General features: G+C 38.4%; 27 protein-coding genes and 1 pseudogene. All 28 read right to left on the reverse strand.

What is annotated here, in order from left to right; genetic code table 11:
• Positions 1–17: 17 nt before the first annotated feature.
• The gene (locus Q0X66_RS10225; RefSeq protein WP_297705992.1) at positions 18–1,301 is read right to left on the reverse strand and encodes a citrate synthase; all 1,284 of its coding nucleotides are present in this window, start codon (positions 1,299–1,301) and stop codon (positions 18–20) included.
• 297 nt (positions 1,302–1,598) lie between these two features.
• Positions 1,599–2,888, reverse strand: a complete 1,290-nt coding sequence (gene eno / locus Q0X66_RS10230; RefSeq protein ID WP_297705994.1) for a phosphopyruvate hydratase — start codon at positions 2,886–2,888, stop codon at positions 1,599–1,601.
• Between the two features lie 99 nt (positions 2,889–2,987).
• Positions 2,988–4,115 (reverse strand): glutamine-hydrolyzing carbamoyl-phosphate synthase small subunit, encoded by a 1,128-nt coding sequence (gene carA / locus Q0X66_RS10235; RefSeq protein WP_297705996.1) that lies wholly within the window; start codon positions 4,113–4,115, stop codon positions 2,988–2,990.
• Between the two features lie 347 nt (positions 4,116–4,462).
• A pseudogene (gene rplQ / locus Q0X66_RS10240) lies at positions 4,463–4,906 on the reverse strand (50S ribosomal protein L17); the annotation flags it as partial.
• A 56-nt stretch (positions 4,907–4,962) separates the two neighbouring features.
• A complete protein-coding gene (locus Q0X66_RS10245; RefSeq protein WP_297705998.1) occupies positions 4,963–5,955 on the reverse strand; it encodes a DNA-directed RNA polymerase subunit alpha in 993 nt (330 codons plus the stop codon).
• A gap of 19 nt (positions 5,956–5,974) precedes the next feature.
• A complete protein-coding gene (gene rpsD, locus Q0X66_RS10250; RefSeq protein ID WP_297706000.1) occupies positions 5,975–6,580 on the reverse strand; it encodes a 30S ribosomal protein S4 in 606 nt (201 codons plus the stop codon).
• A gap of 12 nt (positions 6,581–6,592) precedes the next feature.
• Positions 6,593–6,985, reverse strand: coding sequence for a 30S ribosomal protein S11 (gene rpsK / locus Q0X66_RS10255; protein ID WP_297706002.1), 393 nt, complete (start codon positions 6,983–6,985; stop codon positions 6,593–6,595).
• A 10-nt stretch (positions 6,986–6,995) separates the two neighbouring features.
• Positions 6,996–7,370: a 30S ribosomal protein S13 gene (rpsM, locus tag Q0X66_RS10260; RefSeq protein ID WP_297706004.1), complete on the reverse strand. Its 375-nt coding sequence runs from the start codon at positions 7,368–7,370 to the stop codon at positions 6,996–6,998.
• A 2-nt stretch (positions 7,371–7,372) separates the two neighbouring features.
• Positions 7,373–7,489 (reverse strand): type B 50S ribosomal protein L36, encoded by a 117-nt coding sequence (gene ykgO, locus Q0X66_RS10265; protein ID WP_297706006.1) that lies wholly within the window; start codon positions 7,487–7,489, stop codon positions 7,373–7,375.
• Between the two features lie 10 nt (positions 7,490–7,499).
• Positions 7,500–7,715: a translation initiation factor IF-1 gene (gene infA, locus Q0X66_RS10270; protein WP_015753973.1), complete on the reverse strand. Its 216-nt coding sequence runs from the start codon at positions 7,713–7,715 to the stop codon at positions 7,500–7,502.
• Positions 7,716–7,718: 3 nt separating this feature from the next.
• Positions 7,719–9,062: a preprotein translocase subunit SecY gene (secY, locus tag Q0X66_RS10275; RefSeq protein ID WP_297706011.1), complete on the reverse strand. Its 1,344-nt coding sequence runs from the start codon at positions 9,060–9,062 to the stop codon at positions 7,719–7,721.
• 12 nt (positions 9,063–9,074) lie between these two features.
• Positions 9,075–9,527: a 50S ribosomal protein L15 gene (gene rplO / locus Q0X66_RS10280; RefSeq protein WP_297706013.1), complete on the reverse strand. Its 453-nt coding sequence runs from the start codon at positions 9,525–9,527 to the stop codon at positions 9,075–9,077.
• 12 nt (positions 9,528–9,539) lie between these two features.
• Positions 9,540–9,719, reverse strand: a complete 180-nt coding sequence (gene rpmD, locus Q0X66_RS10285) for a 50S ribosomal protein L30 (protein WP_297706014.1) — start codon at positions 9,717–9,719, stop codon at positions 9,540–9,542.
• Positions 9,720–9,730: 11 nt separating this feature from the next.
• Complete coding sequence (gene rpsE, locus Q0X66_RS10290) at positions 9,731–10,255, reverse strand: 30S ribosomal protein S5 (RefSeq protein WP_297706016.1); 525 nt, start codon at positions 10,253–10,255, stop codon at positions 9,731–9,733.
• An 8-nt stretch (positions 10,256–10,263) separates the two neighbouring features.
• Positions 10,264–10,620, reverse strand: a complete 357-nt coding sequence (gene rplR / locus Q0X66_RS10295) for a 50S ribosomal protein L18 (RefSeq protein WP_297706018.1) — start codon at positions 10,618–10,620, stop codon at positions 10,264–10,266.
• 10 nt (positions 10,621–10,630) lie between these two features.
• Positions 10,631–11,173: a 50S ribosomal protein L6 gene (gene rplF, locus Q0X66_RS10300; RefSeq protein WP_297706021.1), complete on the reverse strand. Its 543-nt coding sequence runs from the start codon at positions 11,171–11,173 to the stop codon at positions 10,631–10,633.
• A gap of 19 nt (positions 11,174–11,192) precedes the next feature.
• Positions 11,193–11,591: a 30S ribosomal protein S8 gene (gene rpsH / locus Q0X66_RS10305; protein ID WP_297706023.1), complete on the reverse strand. Its 399-nt coding sequence runs from the start codon at positions 11,589–11,591 to the stop codon at positions 11,193–11,195.
• Positions 11,592–11,612: 21 nt separating this feature from the next.
• Complete coding sequence (gene rpsN, locus Q0X66_RS10310; RefSeq protein WP_297706025.1) at positions 11,613–11,882, reverse strand: 30S ribosomal protein S14; 270 nt, start codon at positions 11,880–11,882, stop codon at positions 11,613–11,615.
• 1 nt (position 11,883) lies between these two features.
• Positions 11,884–12,435, reverse strand: coding sequence for a 50S ribosomal protein L5 (gene rplE, locus Q0X66_RS10315; protein WP_297706027.1), 552 nt, complete (start codon positions 12,433–12,435; stop codon positions 11,884–11,886).
• 2 nt (positions 12,436–12,437) lie between these two features.
• Entirely contained in the window at positions 12,438–12,749 is a 312-nt protein-coding gene (gene rplX / locus Q0X66_RS10320; protein WP_297706029.1) for a 50S ribosomal protein L24, read from the reverse strand.
• An 11-nt stretch (positions 12,750–12,760) separates the two neighbouring features.
• Entirely contained in the window at positions 12,761–13,129 is a 369-nt protein-coding gene (gene rplN / locus Q0X66_RS10325) for a 50S ribosomal protein L14 (protein ID WP_161437260.1), read from the reverse strand.
• Between the two features lie 2 nt (positions 13,130–13,131).
• Entirely contained in the window at positions 13,132–13,389 is a 258-nt protein-coding gene (gene rpsQ, locus Q0X66_RS10330) for a 30S ribosomal protein S17 (RefSeq protein ID WP_297706035.1), read from the reverse strand.
• Between the two features lie 13 nt (positions 13,390–13,402).
• Positions 13,403–13,594: a 50S ribosomal protein L29 gene (gene rpmC / locus Q0X66_RS10335; RefSeq protein ID WP_297706037.1), complete on the reverse strand. Its 192-nt coding sequence runs from the start codon at positions 13,592–13,594 to the stop codon at positions 13,403–13,405.
• 17 nt (positions 13,595–13,611) lie between these two features.
• Entirely contained in the window at positions 13,612–14,034 is a 423-nt protein-coding gene (gene rplP / locus Q0X66_RS10340; RefSeq protein ID WP_297706039.1) for a 50S ribosomal protein L16, read from the reverse strand.
• A gap of 24 nt (positions 14,035–14,058) precedes the next feature.
• Positions 14,059–14,775 carry a 30S ribosomal protein S3 gene (gene rpsC, locus Q0X66_RS10345; RefSeq protein WP_297706042.1) on the reverse strand — a complete coding sequence of 239 codons (717 nt, stop codon included), beginning with the start codon at positions 14,773–14,775 and terminating at the stop codon, positions 14,059–14,061.
• A gap of 10 nt (positions 14,776–14,785) precedes the next feature.
• A complete protein-coding gene (rplV, locus tag Q0X66_RS10350) occupies positions 14,786–15,193 on the reverse strand; it encodes a 50S ribosomal protein L22 (protein ID WP_297706044.1) in 408 nt (135 codons plus the stop codon).
• A 7-nt stretch (positions 15,194–15,200) separates the two neighbouring features.
• The gene (gene rpsS, locus Q0X66_RS10355) at positions 15,201–15,479 is read right to left on the reverse strand and encodes a 30S ribosomal protein S19 (RefSeq protein WP_297706046.1); all 279 of its coding nucleotides are present in this window, start codon (positions 15,477–15,479) and stop codon (positions 15,201–15,203) included.
• 13 nt (positions 15,480–15,492) lie between these two features.
• On the reverse strand, positions 15,493–16,301 hold an 809-nt coding region (rplB, locus tag Q0X66_RS10360), incomplete at its 5' end, for a 50S ribosomal protein L2 (RefSeq protein WP_297706048.1).

The raw sequence follows: 16,301 nt of genomic DNA on the forward strand, positions 1-16,301 counted from the left end.
GAGTTGTCTATGTAAGGCTATCGTTTGTTAAGTGCCTTAAAAGGTCTTAAATTTTCTCCTATATAAACTTGCCGTGGTCTTCCAATTGGTTCTCCTCTTTGCCTCATTTCCTTCCATTGGGCTATCCATCCGGGAAGTCGGCCTAAGGCAAACATTACGGTGAACATATCTACAGGTATTCCTAAGGCCCTGTAGATTATACCAGAATAGAAATCTACGTTGGGATACAATTTGCGATCTACAAAGTACTGATCTTCCAAAGCCTCGTTCTCAAGACCTTTGGCAATATCCAATATTGGATCATCGATCCCAAGATCTCCCAAAACCTCATCCGCAGCTTTTTTAAGAATCTTGGCCCTTGGGTCGAAATTCTTATACACCCTGTGTCCAAATCCCATCAATCTGAATGGATCGCTTTTATCTTTGGCCTTGGCCATATATTTCTTGGTATCACCTCCATCATTATCAATAGCTTCAAGCATTTCCAGTACGGCTTGATTAGCACCTCCATGTAAAGGGCCCCAAAGTGCAGAAATTCCAGCAGATAGGGAAGCAAATAATCCTGCGTGCGAAGAACCAACTATTCTGACCGTAGAGGTAGAACAATTCTGTTCATGATCTGCATGAAGAATTAATAGTTTATCCAAAGCTTCAATTACTATTTCATTCTTGTGATATTCATGATCAGGCCTTCTAAACATCATTTTATGAATATTTTCCACGTAACCCAATGAACTACTTCCATATTCCAGTGGCAAACCTTTTTTCTTGCGCAAAGTCCAGGCGACCAAAACAGGAAATTTACCTAAAATCCGAACTATTGCATGATACATATCCTCATCTGAAGACACGTTTACAGAACTCGGATTAAAGGCAATCAGAGCATTGGTCAATGACGATAAAACGCCCATGGGATGCGCAGATTTAGGAAATCCATTAAGGATTTTTTTCATTTCCTCATCTACATGGGCCTCAGCTTTTATATCCTTATCAAATTTTATTAATTGTTCTTCAGTTGGCAATTCACCAAAAATTAGCAAGTAGGCAACTTCAAGAAAATCTGCTTTCTCTGCCAATTCTTCAATGGCATATCCACGGTACCTGAGAATACCTTTCTCACCGTCTAAAAAAGTAATAGCACTTTCACAGGAACCGGTATTCTTATAACCCGGATCCAGGGTTATTATACCACTAGATGATCGTAAGGTTTTAATATCAACGGCTAATTCATTTTCAGTGCCTTCAACAACAGGAAATTCATATTTTTCCCCATTAACGTGCAATGTAGCTTTTTCTGACATGTGCTTGATTTTGATTAATAGAACGGTAGTGTAAATTTAAGAAAAAGGAAGGACGTTAACAATTACTGAGGCGAATAAGAAGTGTAAAAATTAAAGAATATAGTTGTTCTAAATAACAGCCACTTTAAAGTTCGAATGACCATTTTCATTTAGATTCAAATAGTACTCCCACACAGATTAATTCTTATTCAAATAATCTTCGAATTCGAGATTTATCATCCAGCTATTTTAATATATTCATTTCAACAAAAAAGCCCTTCTTAGAAAGAAAGGCTTTTATAATTTTAAGGATTATCTCTATTTTACTTTAAATGCCTTTTCCTGCGGATAATAGGCCACATCACCTAGCTCCTCTTCTATGCGAAGTAATTGGTTGTATTTGGCCATACGATCACTTCTTGAAGCAGATCCTGTTTTTATCTGCCCGGTGTTAAGTGCTACTGCTAAATCTGCAATAGTATTATCTTCGGTTTCACCTGATCTGTGCGACATTACGGAAGTATATCCCGCATTTTTAGCCATATTCACAGCGGCAATCGTTTCTGTAAGCGTACCAATCTGGTTAACTTTTATCAGTATTGAATTGGCAATGCCGTTCTTAATTCCCTTTGATAATCTTTCTACATTGGTAACAAATAAATCATCTCCAACTAATTGAACGCTATCACCTATCATATCAGTTAATGTCTTAAATCCATCCCAGTCATTTTCATCCATCCCGTCCTCAATAGATATAATAGGGTATTTTTTACTGAGATCTGCCAAATACGCTGCCTGCTCATCTGAGGTGCGAACGGCGCCCGAATCTCCTTCAAATTTGGTATAATCGTATTTACCATTCTCATAGAATTCTGCTGCAGCACAATCAAGTGCAATCATAACCTCATCACCAAAAGAATATCCGGCATTTTTAACGGCTAGTCCAATAGTCTCTATTGCATCTTCTGTACCATCCAGTGTAGGTGCAAACCCACCTTCATCACCTACTGCAGTGCTCAAGCCCCTGCCATGCAATACTTTTTTAAGATTATGAAATATTTCAGTCCCCATTTGCATAGCATGTGAAAAGCTTTTTGCTTTGATTGGCATAATCATAAATTCCTGGAAGGCTATAGGCGCATCTGAATGCGAGCCACCATTAATTATATTCATCATAGGCACCGGTAAAGTATTCGCACTAACACCACCTACATATCTGTACAGGGACATTCCCAGCTCATTGGCAGCCGCTTTAGCAACTGCTAAAGACACTCCTAAGATTGCATTGGCTCCCAATTTAGATTTATTTGGAGTACCATCAAGTTCTATCATGGTCTGGTCTATTAGGTTTTGCTCAAAAACTAACATCCCAACTATTTTTTTTGCTATAATATTATTTACATTATCCACAGCTTTAGTTACACCCTTGCCCATAAAGGCCTTTCCTCCATCACGTAATTCAACGGCTTCATGTTCACCGGTAGAAGCCCCGGAAGGAACCGCTGCACGTCCTAAAACGCCATTTTCGGTTATAACATCTACTTCTACGGTCGGATTTCCTCTTGAATCCAGGATCTGTCTTGCATGCACATCAATTATGGTACTCATAATGTTAAATTTTAAGGTTGACTTATTTGACAAAGATACAAAAGGCGGATGGACGTAAGGCAATATTGAGCCTCATAAAGACCAGAATATAACAATTCCTTAAACCAACGTATCTTTATTAACAGTGGAAGCTATCATTTCAAAAAATTGATCAAAAAGATAATCTGCATCATGAGGTCCCGGACTGGCTTCAGGGTGATATTGAACTGAAAAAACATTTTTATTTTGTAGCCTTATTCCGGCCACGGTTTTATCGTTTAGATGGACATGAGTAATTTCAATTTCCGGATTAGATTCCGTTTCTTCCCGGCTTATGGCAAACCCATGATTTTGAGAGGTAATTTCACCTTTACCTGTCAAAAGGTTCAATACCGGATGGTTTATCCCTCTATGACCATTATGCATTTTGTATGTAGATATCCCATTAGCCAACGCAATAACCTGGTGACCAAGGCAAATTCCAAATAGTGGTTTATCATTAGCCATAATCTTACGAGCTACCTCAACAGCCTCATGCAAAGGCTCAGGATCTCCGGGCCCGTTGGAAATGAAAAACCCATCAGGTTGCCATTCGTTCATTTCCTCATAGGTAGCATTGTAAGGAAAGACTTTTATATAAGCATCTCTTTTAGCCAGATTACGTAAAATATTATTTTTTATTCCAATGTCCAAGGCGGCTATTTTGTATTGAGCATTCTTGTTTCCAAAAAAATAAGGTTCTGTGGTTGATACTTTCGAAGCAAGTTCTAAGCCTTCCATATTAGGCACTTTTTTTAAGGATTCCCTTAAGGCGTCAATGTCTTCTACTTCAGTAGAGATTACGGCATTCATGGCGCCCTGATCCCTAATATGGCTTACCAGGGCTCTGGTATCTACGTCTGAAATGGCAAACAGATTGCTTACTTCCAAAAATTCCTCCAGACTATGATCTGCTATGGGTCTTGAGTACTCATAGCTGAAATTCTTACATATCAATCCCGCTATTTTTACTGAACCAGATTCCACTTCATCCTTGTTGGTCCCATAATTACCTATATGTGCATTTGTAGTAACCATGAGTTGACCGAAATAAGAAGGATCTGTAAATATTTCCTGATAACCAGTCATCCCGGTATTAAAACAAACTTCTCCATATGCAGTTCCTTCTTTGTTACCTACAGCCTTACCATAGAAAATGGTCCCGTCTTCCAATAATAATAGCGCTTTCTTTTTGGACTGATACTTCATATTTTCAAATAAAATTACGTTTGACAAATAAACATAAAAAAAGGATAGACTTTCAGGTCTATCCTTGATTAAATATTAAAGATTTTATAAACAATTTATGCTTCAGAATCATTTTTCTTTTCTTCGGGATCTTCTGGTTCAGTTGTTTCAGGTTCTGACTCTTCTTTAGTTGCTTCAGGTTCTGAAACTTCTTCTTTAGTTGCCTTTGGTTTTTTGACCTCTTCAACTTCTTGAGTTGCTTCCTCAGTTTCTATCGCCTCTGTCTCCTTAACCTCTTCCGTTACGGCTTCCGCAGCCTCCTCAACTACAGCAGTTTCAGTAGCTTTTTCAACTATGGCCTCATCGGCCTTTTTACCTCTTCTACTTCTTCTTGTAGTTTTCTTTTTAGCAGCTTTGCCAGCATTGTAAATCTCATTGTAGTCAACAAGTTCTATCATTGCCATATCTGCGTTATCTCCAAGCCTATTTCCCAATTTAATAATTCTGGTATAACCTCCGGGCCGTTCACCAACCTTGTCGGAAACACTTCCAAATAATTCAGTAACCGCATACTTATCCCTTAGGTTCTTAAATGCGATACGCCTGTTATGGGTTCCTTTTTCAGTAGTCTGATTATTTTCAGCCTTTGATTTAGTTATTAATGGCTCTATAAACTGCTTTAAGGCTTTAGCCTTTGCCACAGTTGTATTAATTCTTTTATGTTCAATCAACGAACAAGCCATGTTAGCCAACATAGCTTTTCTATGAGCTGACTTTCTTCCTAAATGATTGACTTTTTTACCGTGTCTCATCGTTACTTATATAAATGCTTAATAAAAACAGGAAAAGTCCTGTCTTTATTGATAAATTAATCCTTATCTAATTTGTACTTTGAAAGATCCATCCCAAAATTAAGGCCTTTGTTTATAACCAGCTCTTCTAATTCTGTCAATGATTTTTTACCAAAGTTCCTGAATTTCATTAAATCGTTCTTATTGAACGAAACCAAATCGCCTAATGTATCTACTTCCGCAGCTTTTAAACAATTTAATGCTCTAACAGAAAGATCCATATCAACCAGTTTAGTTTTTAAAAGTTGGCGCATATGCAGAGATTCTTCATCGTAGGTCTCTGTTTGCGCTATTTCATCAGCTTCAAGAGTAATACGTTCATCAGAAAACAACATGAAATGGTGTATCAATACTTTAGCCGCTTCTGTCAATGCCTCTTTTGGATGAATAGAACCATCGGTAACGATCTCAAATACCAATTTCTCATAATCCGTTTTTTGCTCAACACGGAAGTTTTCAATGCTATATTTTACATTTTTTACCGGGGTAAAAATTGAATCGATAGCTATACTTCCCAAAGGTGCATTAGACTTTTTATTTTCTTCTGCTGGTACATAACCACGACCTTTTTCAATGATTATCTCCATATTTATGCTCACCTTCGGCTCCATGTTGCAAATAACAAGGTCGGGGTTTAGCACCTGATAACCTGAGATGAATTTTTGAAAATCTCCAGCAGTAAGCTGATCCTTACCACTTACAGATATGGAAACGGTTTCTTCATTAACATCTTCAATTTGTCTTTTAAATCGAACTTGTTTAAGGTTGAGGATGATTTCGGTAACATCTTCCACAACACCTTCAATAACCGAAAATTCATGCTCCACTTTATCAATTCTTACGGATGTAATTGCAAAACCTTCCAAAGAAGAAAGCAATACCCTTCGCAAGGCGTTCCCAACAGTCAAACCATAACCAGGTTCCAAAGGGCGAAATTCAAATTTGCCTTCGAAATCTGAGGAATCTATCATTATAACTTTATCGGGCTTCTGAAAATTTAATAATGCCATAGTCGGATTTGTGTTGTTTTTATTTAGAGTATAACTCCACGATTAATTGTTCTTTAATATTCTCCGGAATCTGAATTCTTTCTGGAATGGAAACAAAATTTCCTTCCATTTTATCATCGTTCCATGTCATCCATTCATACACACTGCTATTTGCACTAAGTGCATCTTGTATGGCCTGAAGCGATTTTGATTTTTCCCGCACCCCTATAACATCACCGGCTTTTAAGGCATAAGAAGGAATATCTACCAATTCACCATTAACAGTAATATGTCTATGAGAAACCAGCTGTCTTGCGCCTCTTCTGGAATTTGCAATTCCCATCCTGTAAACTACATTATCAAGACGTGCTTCACAAAATTGGAGAAGTACTTCACCGGTTACACCTTTACTCCTGTTAGCTTTGGCAAAAAGGTTTCTGAATTGTTTCTCCAATATGCCATAGGTATATTTTGCTTTCTGCTTTTCCATCAACTGGACAGCATACTCAGATTTTTTACCTCGACGTCTGTTATTACCGTGTTGTCCCGGGGGATAATTTTTTTTCTCGAAAGCTTTGTCGTCTCCGAAAATTGCTTCGCCGAATTTACGTGCGATCTTTGATTTAGGTCCTGTATATCTTGCCATCTTCTTTTAAAATTAAACTCTTCTTCTTTTGGGTGGTCGGCAACCGTTATGTGGTAATGGTGTTACATCCACAATCTCAGTAACTTCAATACCTGCATTGTGAATTGAACGAATTGCAGATTCTCTTCCGTTACCCGGTCCTTTTACATAAACTTTCACCTTTCTCAATCCCGCTTCATGAGCCACTTTACAACATTCTTCAGCTGCTACCTGAGCGGCATAAGGAGTATTCTTTTTAGAACCTCTAAATCCCATCTTACCAGCAGAAGACCATGAAATAACATCGCCTTTTTTGTTGGTCAAAGAAATTATTATGTTATTAAAGGATGCCGTTACATGGGCTTCACCAGTCGATTCAACGATTACCTTGCGCTTTTTAGCTCCTTTGGTACTTGTCTTTGCCATATTATGCTAATTATTTAGTTGCTTTTTTCTTATTTGCAACCGTTTTTCTTTTTCCTTTCCTTGTCCTGGAATTATTCTTGGTCCTTTGTCCTCTTAGTGGAAGTCCGGATCTGTGACGGATTCCTCTGTAACAGCCAATATCCATCAGACGCTTAATATTCAACTGATTTTCAGAACGAAGTTCCCCTTCAATCTTATAGGACGAAACAGCATCACGAATATGACCAATTTCCTCATCGTTCCAGTCTGATACTTTGCTATCCAGATTTACCTGGGCTTTCTCTAATATCTCTTGTGCTCTGCTTTTACCGATACCAAAAATATAGGTAAGTGCTATGACACCTCTTTTTTGTTTTGGTATATCTACACCTGCAATTCTTGCCATAATTATCCTTGTCTTTGTTTGAATCTAGGATTCTTTTTATTAATTACGTACAATGTGCCTTTTCTGCGTACTATTTTGCATTCGGCACTTCTTTTCTTTATGGATGCTCTAACTTTCATTTCGTCTTTGTTAGTATCTATATGTAATTCTAGCCTTTGTTAAATCGTATGGGCTCATTTCCAGTTTTACTTTATCTCCGGGCAACAATTTTATATAATGCATACGCATCTTCCCGGAAATATGAGCTGTAACTACATGTCCGTTTTCAAGTTCCACACGAAACATTGCATTGGACAAAGCCTCTATAATGCTACCGTCTTGTTCTATGGGTGCTTGTTTGGCCATAACTTATGCTACTTTTCGGTTTTTACCTGATTTCATTAATCCGTCATAATGCCTGTTCAACAAGTAAGAGTTAACCTGTTGTACTGTATCAATGGCTACCCCTACCATAATCAAAAGTGATGTCCCTCCGTAAAATAAGGCCCATCCTGCCTGAATATCCATTAATTTAACCACTACGGCAGGTAATACTGCTAATAGGGCAAGGAAAACGGATCCCGGCAAGGTGATTAATGACATTATTTTATCAAGAAAATCTCCTGTTTCTTTACCTGGTCTGATGCCTGGTATAAAACCACCACTGCGTTTTAAATCATCGGCCATTTTATTCGTAGGAACTGTAATAGCCGTATAGAAATATGTAAATATTATAATCAGCAATGCAAATAAAATATTATAGGCCAATCCAAAAATATCCTGAAACTGTACCTCCATCCATTGGCCAACTGCTGTATTATTAAAAGTTCTTCCCAATAAACCTGGCGCAAACATAATGGCTTGTGCGAAAATTATAGGCATTACACCGGAAGCGTTCAATTTCAAAGGAATGTATTGTCTTGAACCCGCAATGTTTTTTTCATACCCTCCGGAGGCCGTCCTTCTTGCATATTGAACCGGTATTCTCCTCGTTGCCATAACCAATAGAACACTGGCCAGAATAACAAGAAACCAAAGAATAACTTCTATAAGCATAAACATCAGTCCGCCTGTATTATTCGCCGTTCTGGAAATAAACTCCTGAACAAAAGATTGTGGCATATTCGCTATAATACCAATCATAATAAGGAGGGAAATACCATTACCAATTCCTTTATCTGTAATCTTTTCTCCTAACCACATGGCAAAGACACAACCTGTTACCAAAATGATTACTGAGGGTACTATAAAACCTAAGCCTTTACCTAACAGGAATGCACTATCCGGAACACCCAGAGCACCAAGGCTATAGAGGTAGGCCGGAGCCTGCACAATACAGATACCAATGGTTAGCCATCTGGTTATCTGGTTTTTTGTTTTTCTTCCACTTTCACCTTCCTTATCTAGTTTTTGAAGATAAGGCACCGCGATTCCCATTAATTGAACCACAATAGATGCCGAGATATAGGGCATAATTCCAAGAGCAAATACAGAAGCATTGGCAAATGCACCACCGGTAAAGGCGTTTAATAAACCTAATATACCTGATTCTGTACTAGAAGATAATTCTGCTAATTGAGTAGTATCAATACCGGGAAGAACAACCTGAGCACCAAAGCGATACACCAACAGCAAACCCAGGGTTACAATAATTCTGCCCCTTAGTTCATCAATTTTCCAGATATTTGATATAACCTCAAAAAATTTCTTCATAATCTTCTTTACTTATAAATTTATTGCCTCACCACCAGCAGCTTCAATAGCAGCTTTTGCAGTTGCAGTAAATTTATGTACGGTTATTTTAAGAGACGCCTTTAATTCACCGCCGCCTAATATCTTAACCAAATCGTTTTTATGTGCCATTCCGTTATCCACAAGATCTTTAACAGTGACTGTTTTTTTAACCAATCCTTTATCTGCAAGCTCCTGAAGTTTATTCAGATTAATACCCTGATATTCTTTTCTGTTAATATTGGTAAAACCAAATTTGGGTACTCGTCTCTGTAAAGGCATTTGACCTCCTTCAAAACCGATCTTCCTGGAATACCCGGATCTTGATTTAGCACCTTTATGCCCTCTTGTTGCTGTACCGCCTTTACCAGAACCCTGGCCTCGGCCTATGGTTTTCCCGGCTTTATGAACAGATCCTTTGGCTGGTTTTAAATTCCCTAAATTCATTACAAATATTTTTTATGCTTCTTCCGTAGAAACTAAGTGTTTAACCTTATTGATCATCCCTATAATAGTGGGAGTGTTATCATGCTCCACAACGTGACCAATCTTACGCAATCCAAGTGCCTCCAGTGTTCTTTTCTGATTTTGTGGCCTTTTAATGCTACTTCTTACCTGTTTAACTCTAATCTTTGCCATACTCTTGCTACTTATCCTTTAAAGACTTTTTCTAACGAAACACCTCTTTGTTTTGCTACAGTCCTGGCATCCCTTAATTGTAGTAAAGCATCAAATGTTGCCTTTACCACATTATGTGGGTTAGAAGATCCCTGAGACTTGGACAAAACGTCCTGTACTCCAACTGATTCCAATACGGCTCTAACCGCACCTCCGGCAATTACTCCTGTACCATGGGAAGCAGGCTGCACATATACACGTGCTCCTCCATACTTTCCTTTTTGCTCATGTGGCAAAGTGCCTTTGCTCAGTGGTATTCTAATTAAATTCTTTTTAGCATCCTCAATAGCTTTAGCTATCGCTGTAGCTACTTCTTTAGACTTCCCCAGACCATGACCTACTACACCATTCTCATCACCTACAACCACGATCGCAGAAAAACCAAAAGCTCTACCACCTTTAGTTACTTTAGTAACTCTTTGAACACCAACCAGTCTGTCTTTGAGTTCAAGACCTCCCGGTTTAACAGTTTCTACATTTTTGTACTTCCCGAACATATTTCCTATTAAAATTTTAGACCGACCTCTCTGGCACCTTCGGCCAATGATTTTACTCTACCATGATACAAATTACCACCACGATCAAAAGCAACTGCTTCTATACCGGCTTTCTTTGCTTTTTCGGCTACTGCCTTTCCAACAAGGTTAGCAATCTCTGTCTTTGTACCTTTTGCCTTACTTAGTTCTTTATCCCTAGAAGACGCGGCAACTAAAGTGGTCCCATTATTATCGTCTATTATTTGAGCATAAATCTCTTTATTGCTTCTAAAAACGGACAATCTAGGCCTCTCTGTTGTACCAAAGGATACTTTTCTTATCCTTTTTCTAATACGCTCTCTTCTTTCAGTTTTTGATAATCCCATAATTCAATTCTTAAGCGGATTTACCTGCTTTTCTTCTTAATTGTTCTCCAACAAATTTTATCCCTTTTCCTTTGTAAGGTTCCGGTTTGCGGAATGATCTTATTTTGGCGGCAATTTGGCCTACCAATTGTTTGTCATGTGATGTAAGCTTTATAACCGGGTTCTTTCCCTTTTCAGAAATAGTCTCAACTTTAACTTCAGGAGCTAAATCCATAACAATATTATGAGAGAAACCCAAAGCCAAATCTAATTTTTGACCTTGATTACCTGCACGGAAACCAACACCAACCAATTCAAGCTCTTTAGTCCATCCATTGGTCACTCCCAAAATCATATTGGAAATCAAGGATCTATAGAGGCCGTGTTTGGCTTTATGATCTTTAGAATCAGAAGGTCTTGTAACCAAAATCTGACCCTCTTCTGCTTTTATGGAAACCCCTGAATACTCCTGAGTTAATTCACCCAATTTCCCTTTTACAGCAATAAGATTATCCTGCAGTTCAACTGTGACTCCTTCCGGAATTTCTATTGGATTGTTACCTATTCTAGACATTTTCCTATCTCTTTATTTCTTAATAAACGTAGCATAAAACTTCTCCGCCAACATTGTCTCGCTGAGCTTGTTTACTTGTCATAACTCCATGTGAAGTAGACACAATAGCAACTCCCAAGCCATTCAGTACTCTGGGCATATCTCCGGAACTGGCATATTTTCTAAGACCCGGCGTACTTATACGCTGAATCTTTCTGATCACCGGTTCTTTGGTCAGCCTATCATATTTTAAGGCAATTTTAATGATTCCCTGAATCTCATTCTCCTCGAATTTATAACTCAAAATATATCCTTGATCGAATAATATCTTAGTTACTTCTTTTTTCAAATTAGAAGCAGGAATTTCAACTACCCTATGACCCGCACTACTCGCGTTTCTAATTCTTGTTAAATAATCTGCTATTGGATCTGTAAACATCTTCTTAACTTTTATATTGGGTTACCAACTTGCTTTTTTAACACCGGGAATCAATCCTTTATTAGCCATTTCTCTAAACATTACCCGAGAAATACCAAAAGTTCTCATATAGCCTTTAGGCCTACCTGTTAATTTACATCTATTGTGCATACGAATAGGAGAAGCATTTCTAGGCAGTTTTTGCAAAGCCTCATAGTCGCCGGCTTCTTTTAAAGCCTTTCTCTTCTCAGCATATTTTGCTACAGCCTTCGCCCTTTTTCTTTCACGAGCTTTCATTGATTCTTTAGCCATACTAATTCTTTTTAAAAGGTAATCCCAATTCGGTTAACAATGATTTTGCTTCTTTATCTGTATCAGCACTGGTTACAAAGGTGATATCCATTCCATTAATCCTATTAATCTTATCAATATTAATTTCCGGAAATATGATCTGCTCTGTTACACCCAGGTTGTAATTTCCTCTTCCATCAAAACCTGTAGCTCTAATTCCCTGGAAATCTCTTACCCTTGGCAAGGCAGAAGTCACTAATCTATCTAAAAATTCATACATCTGCTCACCTCTAAGAGTAACTTTAGCCCCTATAGGCATACCCTTTCTGAGTTTAAAAGCTGCAACATCCTTTTTTGATATTGTTGATATCGCCTTTTGCCCTGTGATTAGGGTTAACTCATCTAAAGCATGGTCCACCAATTTTTTATCGGCTACTGCTGCACCAACACCCCTGCTAACAACTATCTTTTGCAGCTTGGGTACTTGCATTACATTTTTGTAACCAAATTCTTCTTTGAGAGCTGAAACAATTCGCTCTCCATATTCTTGCTTTAATCTCGGAACGTAAGCCATAACTAAATTACTTCGTTAGATTTTTTAGAAAACCGTACTTTCTTCCCATCTCTTACCTCATAGCCCACTCTTGTTGTTTCACCAGATTTGGAATCAATAAGTGACAAGTTTGATAAATGTATAGGAGCTTCTTTTTTGACAATTCCTCCCTGAGGATTTTGTGCACTTGGTTTTTCGTGTTTAGACACCATATTGGCACCTTCTACGATCGCCTTATTTTTTTCACGGTCCACAAGAGTAACCTTGCCTTCGGTTCCTTTATGGTCACCTGCAATTATCCTTACTTTATCTCCCGTTTTTATTCTTAATTTCATCTTACAATATTTTAAAGCACCTCAGGAGCTAATGAAACAATTTTCATGAATTGTTTATCACGCAACTCCCTGGCAACAGGTCCGAAAACGCGAGTTCCTCTCATTTCACCTGTAGGATTTAACAAAACACAGGCGTTATCATCAAAACGAATATAAGAACCATCCGGTCTTCTTACTTCTTTTTTTGTTCTTACAACAACTGCCGTTGAAACGGCTCCTTTCTTAATACCTCCGTTTGGAGTGGCCTCTTTAACAGTGACTACAATTTTGTCCCCAACCGATGCATATCTCCTCTTTGTACCACCCAGCACTCGTATGGTTAATACCTCTTTGGCACCCGTATTGTCTGCTACTTTTAATCTTGACTCTTGCTGTAACATAATTATTTAGCTCTTTCTAGGACTTCAACCAGTCTCCAGCATTTGGTTCTACTCAATGGACGTGTCTCCATTATCTTAACAGTATCCCCAATATTGCAGTCATTGGTCTCATCATGTGCAACATACTTTTTTGTCCGCAGTACGAACTTACCATACATAGGATGCTTAACGCGCTTTACTTCGGCAACTACAATAGATTTCTCCATTTTGTTACTAGTTACAACGCCTACTCTTTCCTTTCTTAAATTTCTTTTTTCCATAAAGCAGAACCAATTATTGGTTATCCCTTTTTGTTAATTCAGTAGCCAATTGCGCCACATTTCTTCTTACCTTCCTGATTTGAAGGGGGTTTTCCAGTGGAGTGACAGAATGCGCAATTTTAAGATCTGCATGCTGCTTCTTAAATTGTGCCATTTTTTCCTTCAATTCTTCTACCGATAATTCTTTTATTTCTGATTGTTTCATCATCCTAATTATAAAAATTATTCCGCTTCGTAGTTCCTAGCCACTATAAATTTTGTCTTTACTGGTAATTTTTGCGCTGCAAGCCTTAAAGCTTCCTTTGCCACGTCCATAGGTACGCCTGCAACCTCGAACATTATTCTTCCGGGCTTAACTACTGCTACAAAATATTCCGGAGCTCCTTTTCCTTTACCCATACGAACCTCTAAAGGTTTTTTGGTAATAGGCTTGTCCGGGAAAATTTTAATCCATAATTGCCCTTGCCTTTTCATATACCTGGTCGCAGCAATACGAGCCGCCTCAATCTGGCGTGAAGTAAGAAAGCAGGAATCCAAAGATTTAATCCCGAACATTCCATTTGAAAGTTGATTCCCTCTACCGGAATTCCCTTTCATACGGCCTTTCTGCGCTTTGCGAAACTTCGTTCTTTTTGGCTGTAACATAATCTCTAACTTCTTCTTTAATTATTACTTTCTGCGACGTTGCTTTTTGCCTCCATCATGTTGCTTTCCTTTGGACTGTCCTTTCGACATTCCAATTAGCGGAGAAAGCTCTCTTTTACCATAAACCTCACCTTTCATTATCCATACTTTAATTCCTAATCTTCCATAGGTAGTATGTGCTTCATGAAGAGCATAATCTATATCAGCCCTAAAAGTGGATAAAGGTATTCTACCGTCTTTATAAGATTCTGACCTGGCCATTTCTGCTCCGTTCAACCTTCCTGAAATCTGTATTTTTATCCCTTCAGCATTCATTCTCATTGCCGCGGCAATAGCCATCTTAATTGCTCTTCTAAAGGAAATTCTATTTTCAATTTGCCGGGCTACACTGGCTGCTACGAGATTTGCATCAACTTCTGGCCTTTTTATCTCGTAAATATTTATTTGTACTTCCTTATCTGTAATTTTTTTAAGCTCTTCTTTCAATTTGTCCACTTCCTGACCACCTTTCCCGATAATTATACCTGGCCTGGCCGTGGTTATGGTAACTGTAATAAGCTTTAACGTTCTTTCAATAATTACCCTTGATACACTAGCTTTCGCCAAACGTGTATGAATATATTTTCTGATCTTATCATCTTCCGCTAGTTTATCGCCATAATCGTTTCCACCATACCAGTTAGATTCCCAACCTCTGATTATTCCTAGACGATTTCCGATTGGATTTGTTTTTTGTCCCATACTAAAATTTCTAGCTTTGTGTATTATTGTTAGATCCCAATACCAAGGTAACATGGTTGGAACGTTTTCTTATTCTATGAGCCCTACCCTGAGGTGCCGGCCTTAATCTTTTTAGCATTCGTCCACTGTCTACTGTTATTTCTTTTACAAACAGCTCAACTTCTTCAATATCTACCTCTTCATTTTTCGCCTGCCAGTTTGCGATTGCTGAAAGCAATAACTTTTCCAACCTACGGGAGGCTTCTTTAGGACTGAATCTAAGAATAGCAAGGGCCTTTTCTACTTCTGCTCCACGAACCAAATCTGCGACTAATCGCATTTTTCTTGGTGATGTAGGACAGTTATTTAATTTAGCAAATGCTATTTTTTGTTTTTCAGCCTTTAGTCTTTCGGCCATTTGTTTTTTTCGAACTCCCATAGCTTACTTACTTTTTACCTTTATTTTTTGCCCCGGCATGACCTCGGAAAGATCTTGTTGGAGAGAATTCGCCCAGTTTGTGTCCTACCATATTCTCGGTAACATATACGGGGACAAATTGTCTTCCGTTGTGAACCGCAATGGTCTGACCTACAAAGTCCGGACTAATTGTCGATGCTCTGGACCAGGTCTTTATTACCGACTTCTTACCTGAACCTATATTCAGCTGGACTTTTTTATCCAAACTATGATGAATGTATGGTCCTTTTTTTAGTGAACGTGCCATTTCTTTCTACTTTTTATTTCTTTCTACGTTCTAATATATACCTATTTGTATCCTTGGTCCTGGACCTAGTCCTGAATCCTTTTGCAGGAATTCCGTTTTTAGATCTTGGATGTCCACCAGAGGCTCTACCTTCACCACCACCCATTGGATGATCTACAGGATTCATAGCCACCGGTCTCGTTCTTGGTCTTCTACCCAACCATCTGCTTCTCCCGGCTTTACCAGAAACAATCAATTGTTGGTCTGAATTTGAGACGGCACCAATAGTACCCAAACAATTTGCCAGCACCAATCTTGTCTCACCAGAAGGCAATTTTACTGTTGCATACTTTCCTTCTCTTGCCATTAATTGAGCAAAAGTTCCAGCACTTCTTGCCATTATCGCACCCTGACCGGGACGTAATTCAATGCAAGAAATAATAGTTCCCAAAGGAATTTTATTTAAGGGAAGAGCATTACCTATCTCAGGAGCTGCATTTCCTCCAGAAGATATTTTTTGTCCTACCTGCAAGCCATTTGGAGCAATAATATATCGCTTTTCACCATCTGTGTATTCCACCAAGGCGATAAAAGCCGTTCTATTTGGATCATACTGGATAGACTTTACTACTGCAGCAACGTCCTGCTTTTCCCGTTTGAAATCAATAATTCGATACCTTCTTTTATGCCCACCACCTCTATGGCGTATGGTCATTTTTCCCTGACTGTTTCTACCTCCAGACTTTTTTAACGGAGCAAGCAAGCTTTTCTCCGGCTTATCAGCAGTAATGGCGTCAAACCCGTTTACTACTTTAAAACGCTGTCCTGGAGTGATCGGTTTTA

Source organism: uncultured Eudoraea sp. (assembly GCF_947260015.1).
Classification (GTDB): Bacteria; Bacteroidota; Bacteroidia; order Flavobacteriales; family Flavobacteriaceae; genus Eudoraea.

Bases quoted from the DNA above. Each gene is read 5' to 3' on its own strand.
- rpmD (WP_297706014.1), bottom strand. From the start codon at position 9,719: ATGGCAAAGATTAGAGTTAAACAGGTAAGAAGTAGCATTAAAAGGCCA.
- rpsH (WP_297706023.1), bottom strand. From the start codon at position 11,591: ATGTTTACAGATCCAATAGCAGATTATTTAACAAGAATTAGAAACGCG.
- rplN (WP_161437260.1), bottom strand. From the start codon at position 13,129: ATGTTACAGCAAGAGTCAAGATTAAAAGTAGCAGACAATACGGGTGCC.
- rplF (WP_297706021.1), bottom strand. From the start codon at position 11,173: ATGTCTAGAATAGGTAACAATCCAATAGAAATTCCGGAAGGAGTCACA.
- eno (WP_297705994.1), bottom strand. From the start codon at position 2,888: ATGAGTACCATAATTGATGTGCATGCAAGACAGATCCTGGATTCAAGA.
- rpsD (WP_297706000.1), bottom strand. From the start codon at position 6,580: ATGGCAAGATATACAGGACCTAAATCAAAGATCGCACGTAAATTCGGC.
- rpsC (WP_297706042.1), bottom strand. From the start codon at position 14,775: ATGGGACAAAAAACAAATCCAATCGGAAATCGTCTAGGAATAATCAGA.
- Q0X66_RS10245 (WP_297705998.1), bottom strand. From the start codon at position 5,955: ATGGCATTATTAAATTTTCAGAAGCCCGATAAAGTTATAATGATAGAT.
- rpsQ (WP_297706035.1), bottom strand. From the start codon at position 13,389: ATGGAAAAAAGAAATTTAAGAAAGGAAAGAGTAGGCGTTGTAACTAGT.
- rplR (WP_297706018.1), bottom strand. From the start codon at position 10,620: ATGGGATTATCAAAAACTGAAAGAAGAGAGCGTATTAGAAAAAGGATA.
- rplO (WP_297706013.1), bottom strand. From the start codon at position 9,527: ATGAATTTAGGGAATTTAAAACCAGCCAAAGGATCTGTTCATAAAGCC.
- rpsM (WP_297706004.1), bottom strand. From the start codon at position 7,370: ATGGCAAGAATTGCAGGTGTAGATATACCAAAACAAAAAAGAGGTGTC.
- infA (WP_015753973.1), bottom strand. From the start codon at position 7,715: ATGGCCAAACAAGCACCCATAGAACAAGACGGTAGCATTATAGAGGCT.
- secY (WP_297706011.1), bottom strand. From the start codon at position 9,062: ATGAAGAAATTTTTTGAGGTTATATCAAATATCTGGAAAATTGATGAA.
- rpsN (WP_297706025.1), bottom strand. From the start codon at position 11,882: ATGGCTAAAGAATCAATGAAAGCTCGTGAAAGAAAAAGGGCGAAGGCT.
- rplE (WP_297706027.1), bottom strand. From the start codon at position 12,435: ATGGCTTACGTTCCGAGATTAAAGCAAGAATATGGAGAGCGAATTGTT.
- rpsS (WP_297706046.1), bottom strand. From the start codon at position 15,479: ATGGCACGTTCACTAAAAAAAGGACCATACATTCATCATAGTTTGGAT.
- ykgO (WP_297706006.1), bottom strand. From the start codon at position 7,489: ATGAAAGTTAGAGCATCCATAAAGAAAAGAAGTGCCGAATGCAAAATA.
- carA (WP_297705996.1), bottom strand. From the start codon at position 4,115: ATGAAGTATCAGTCCAAAAAGAAAGCGCTATTATTATTGGAAGACGGG.
- rpsK (WP_297706002.1), bottom strand. From the start codon at position 6,985: ATGGCAAAGACAAGTACCAAAGGAGCTAAAAAGCGCAAGGTAATCGTT.
- Q0X66_RS10225 (WP_297705992.1), bottom strand. From the start codon at position 1,301: ATGTCAGAAAAAGCTACATTGCACGTTAATGGGGAAAAATATGAATTT.
- rpsE (WP_297706016.1), bottom strand. From the start codon at position 10,255: ATGTTCGGGAAGTACAAAAATGTAGAAACTGTTAAACCGGGAGGTCTT.
- rplV (WP_297706044.1), bottom strand. From the start codon at position 15,193: ATGGGAGTTCGAAAAAAACAAATGGCCGAAAGACTAAAGGCTGAAAAA.
- rpmC (WP_297706037.1), bottom strand. From the start codon at position 13,594: ATGAAACAATCAGAAATAAAAGAATTATCGGTAGAAGAATTGAAGGAA.
- rplX (WP_297706029.1), bottom strand. From the start codon at position 12,749: ATGAAATTAAGAATAAAAACGGGAGATAAAGTAAGGATAATTGCAGGT.
- rplP (WP_297706039.1), bottom strand. From the start codon at position 14,034: ATGTTACAGCCAAAAAGAACGAAGTTTCGCAAAGCGCAGAAAGGCCGT.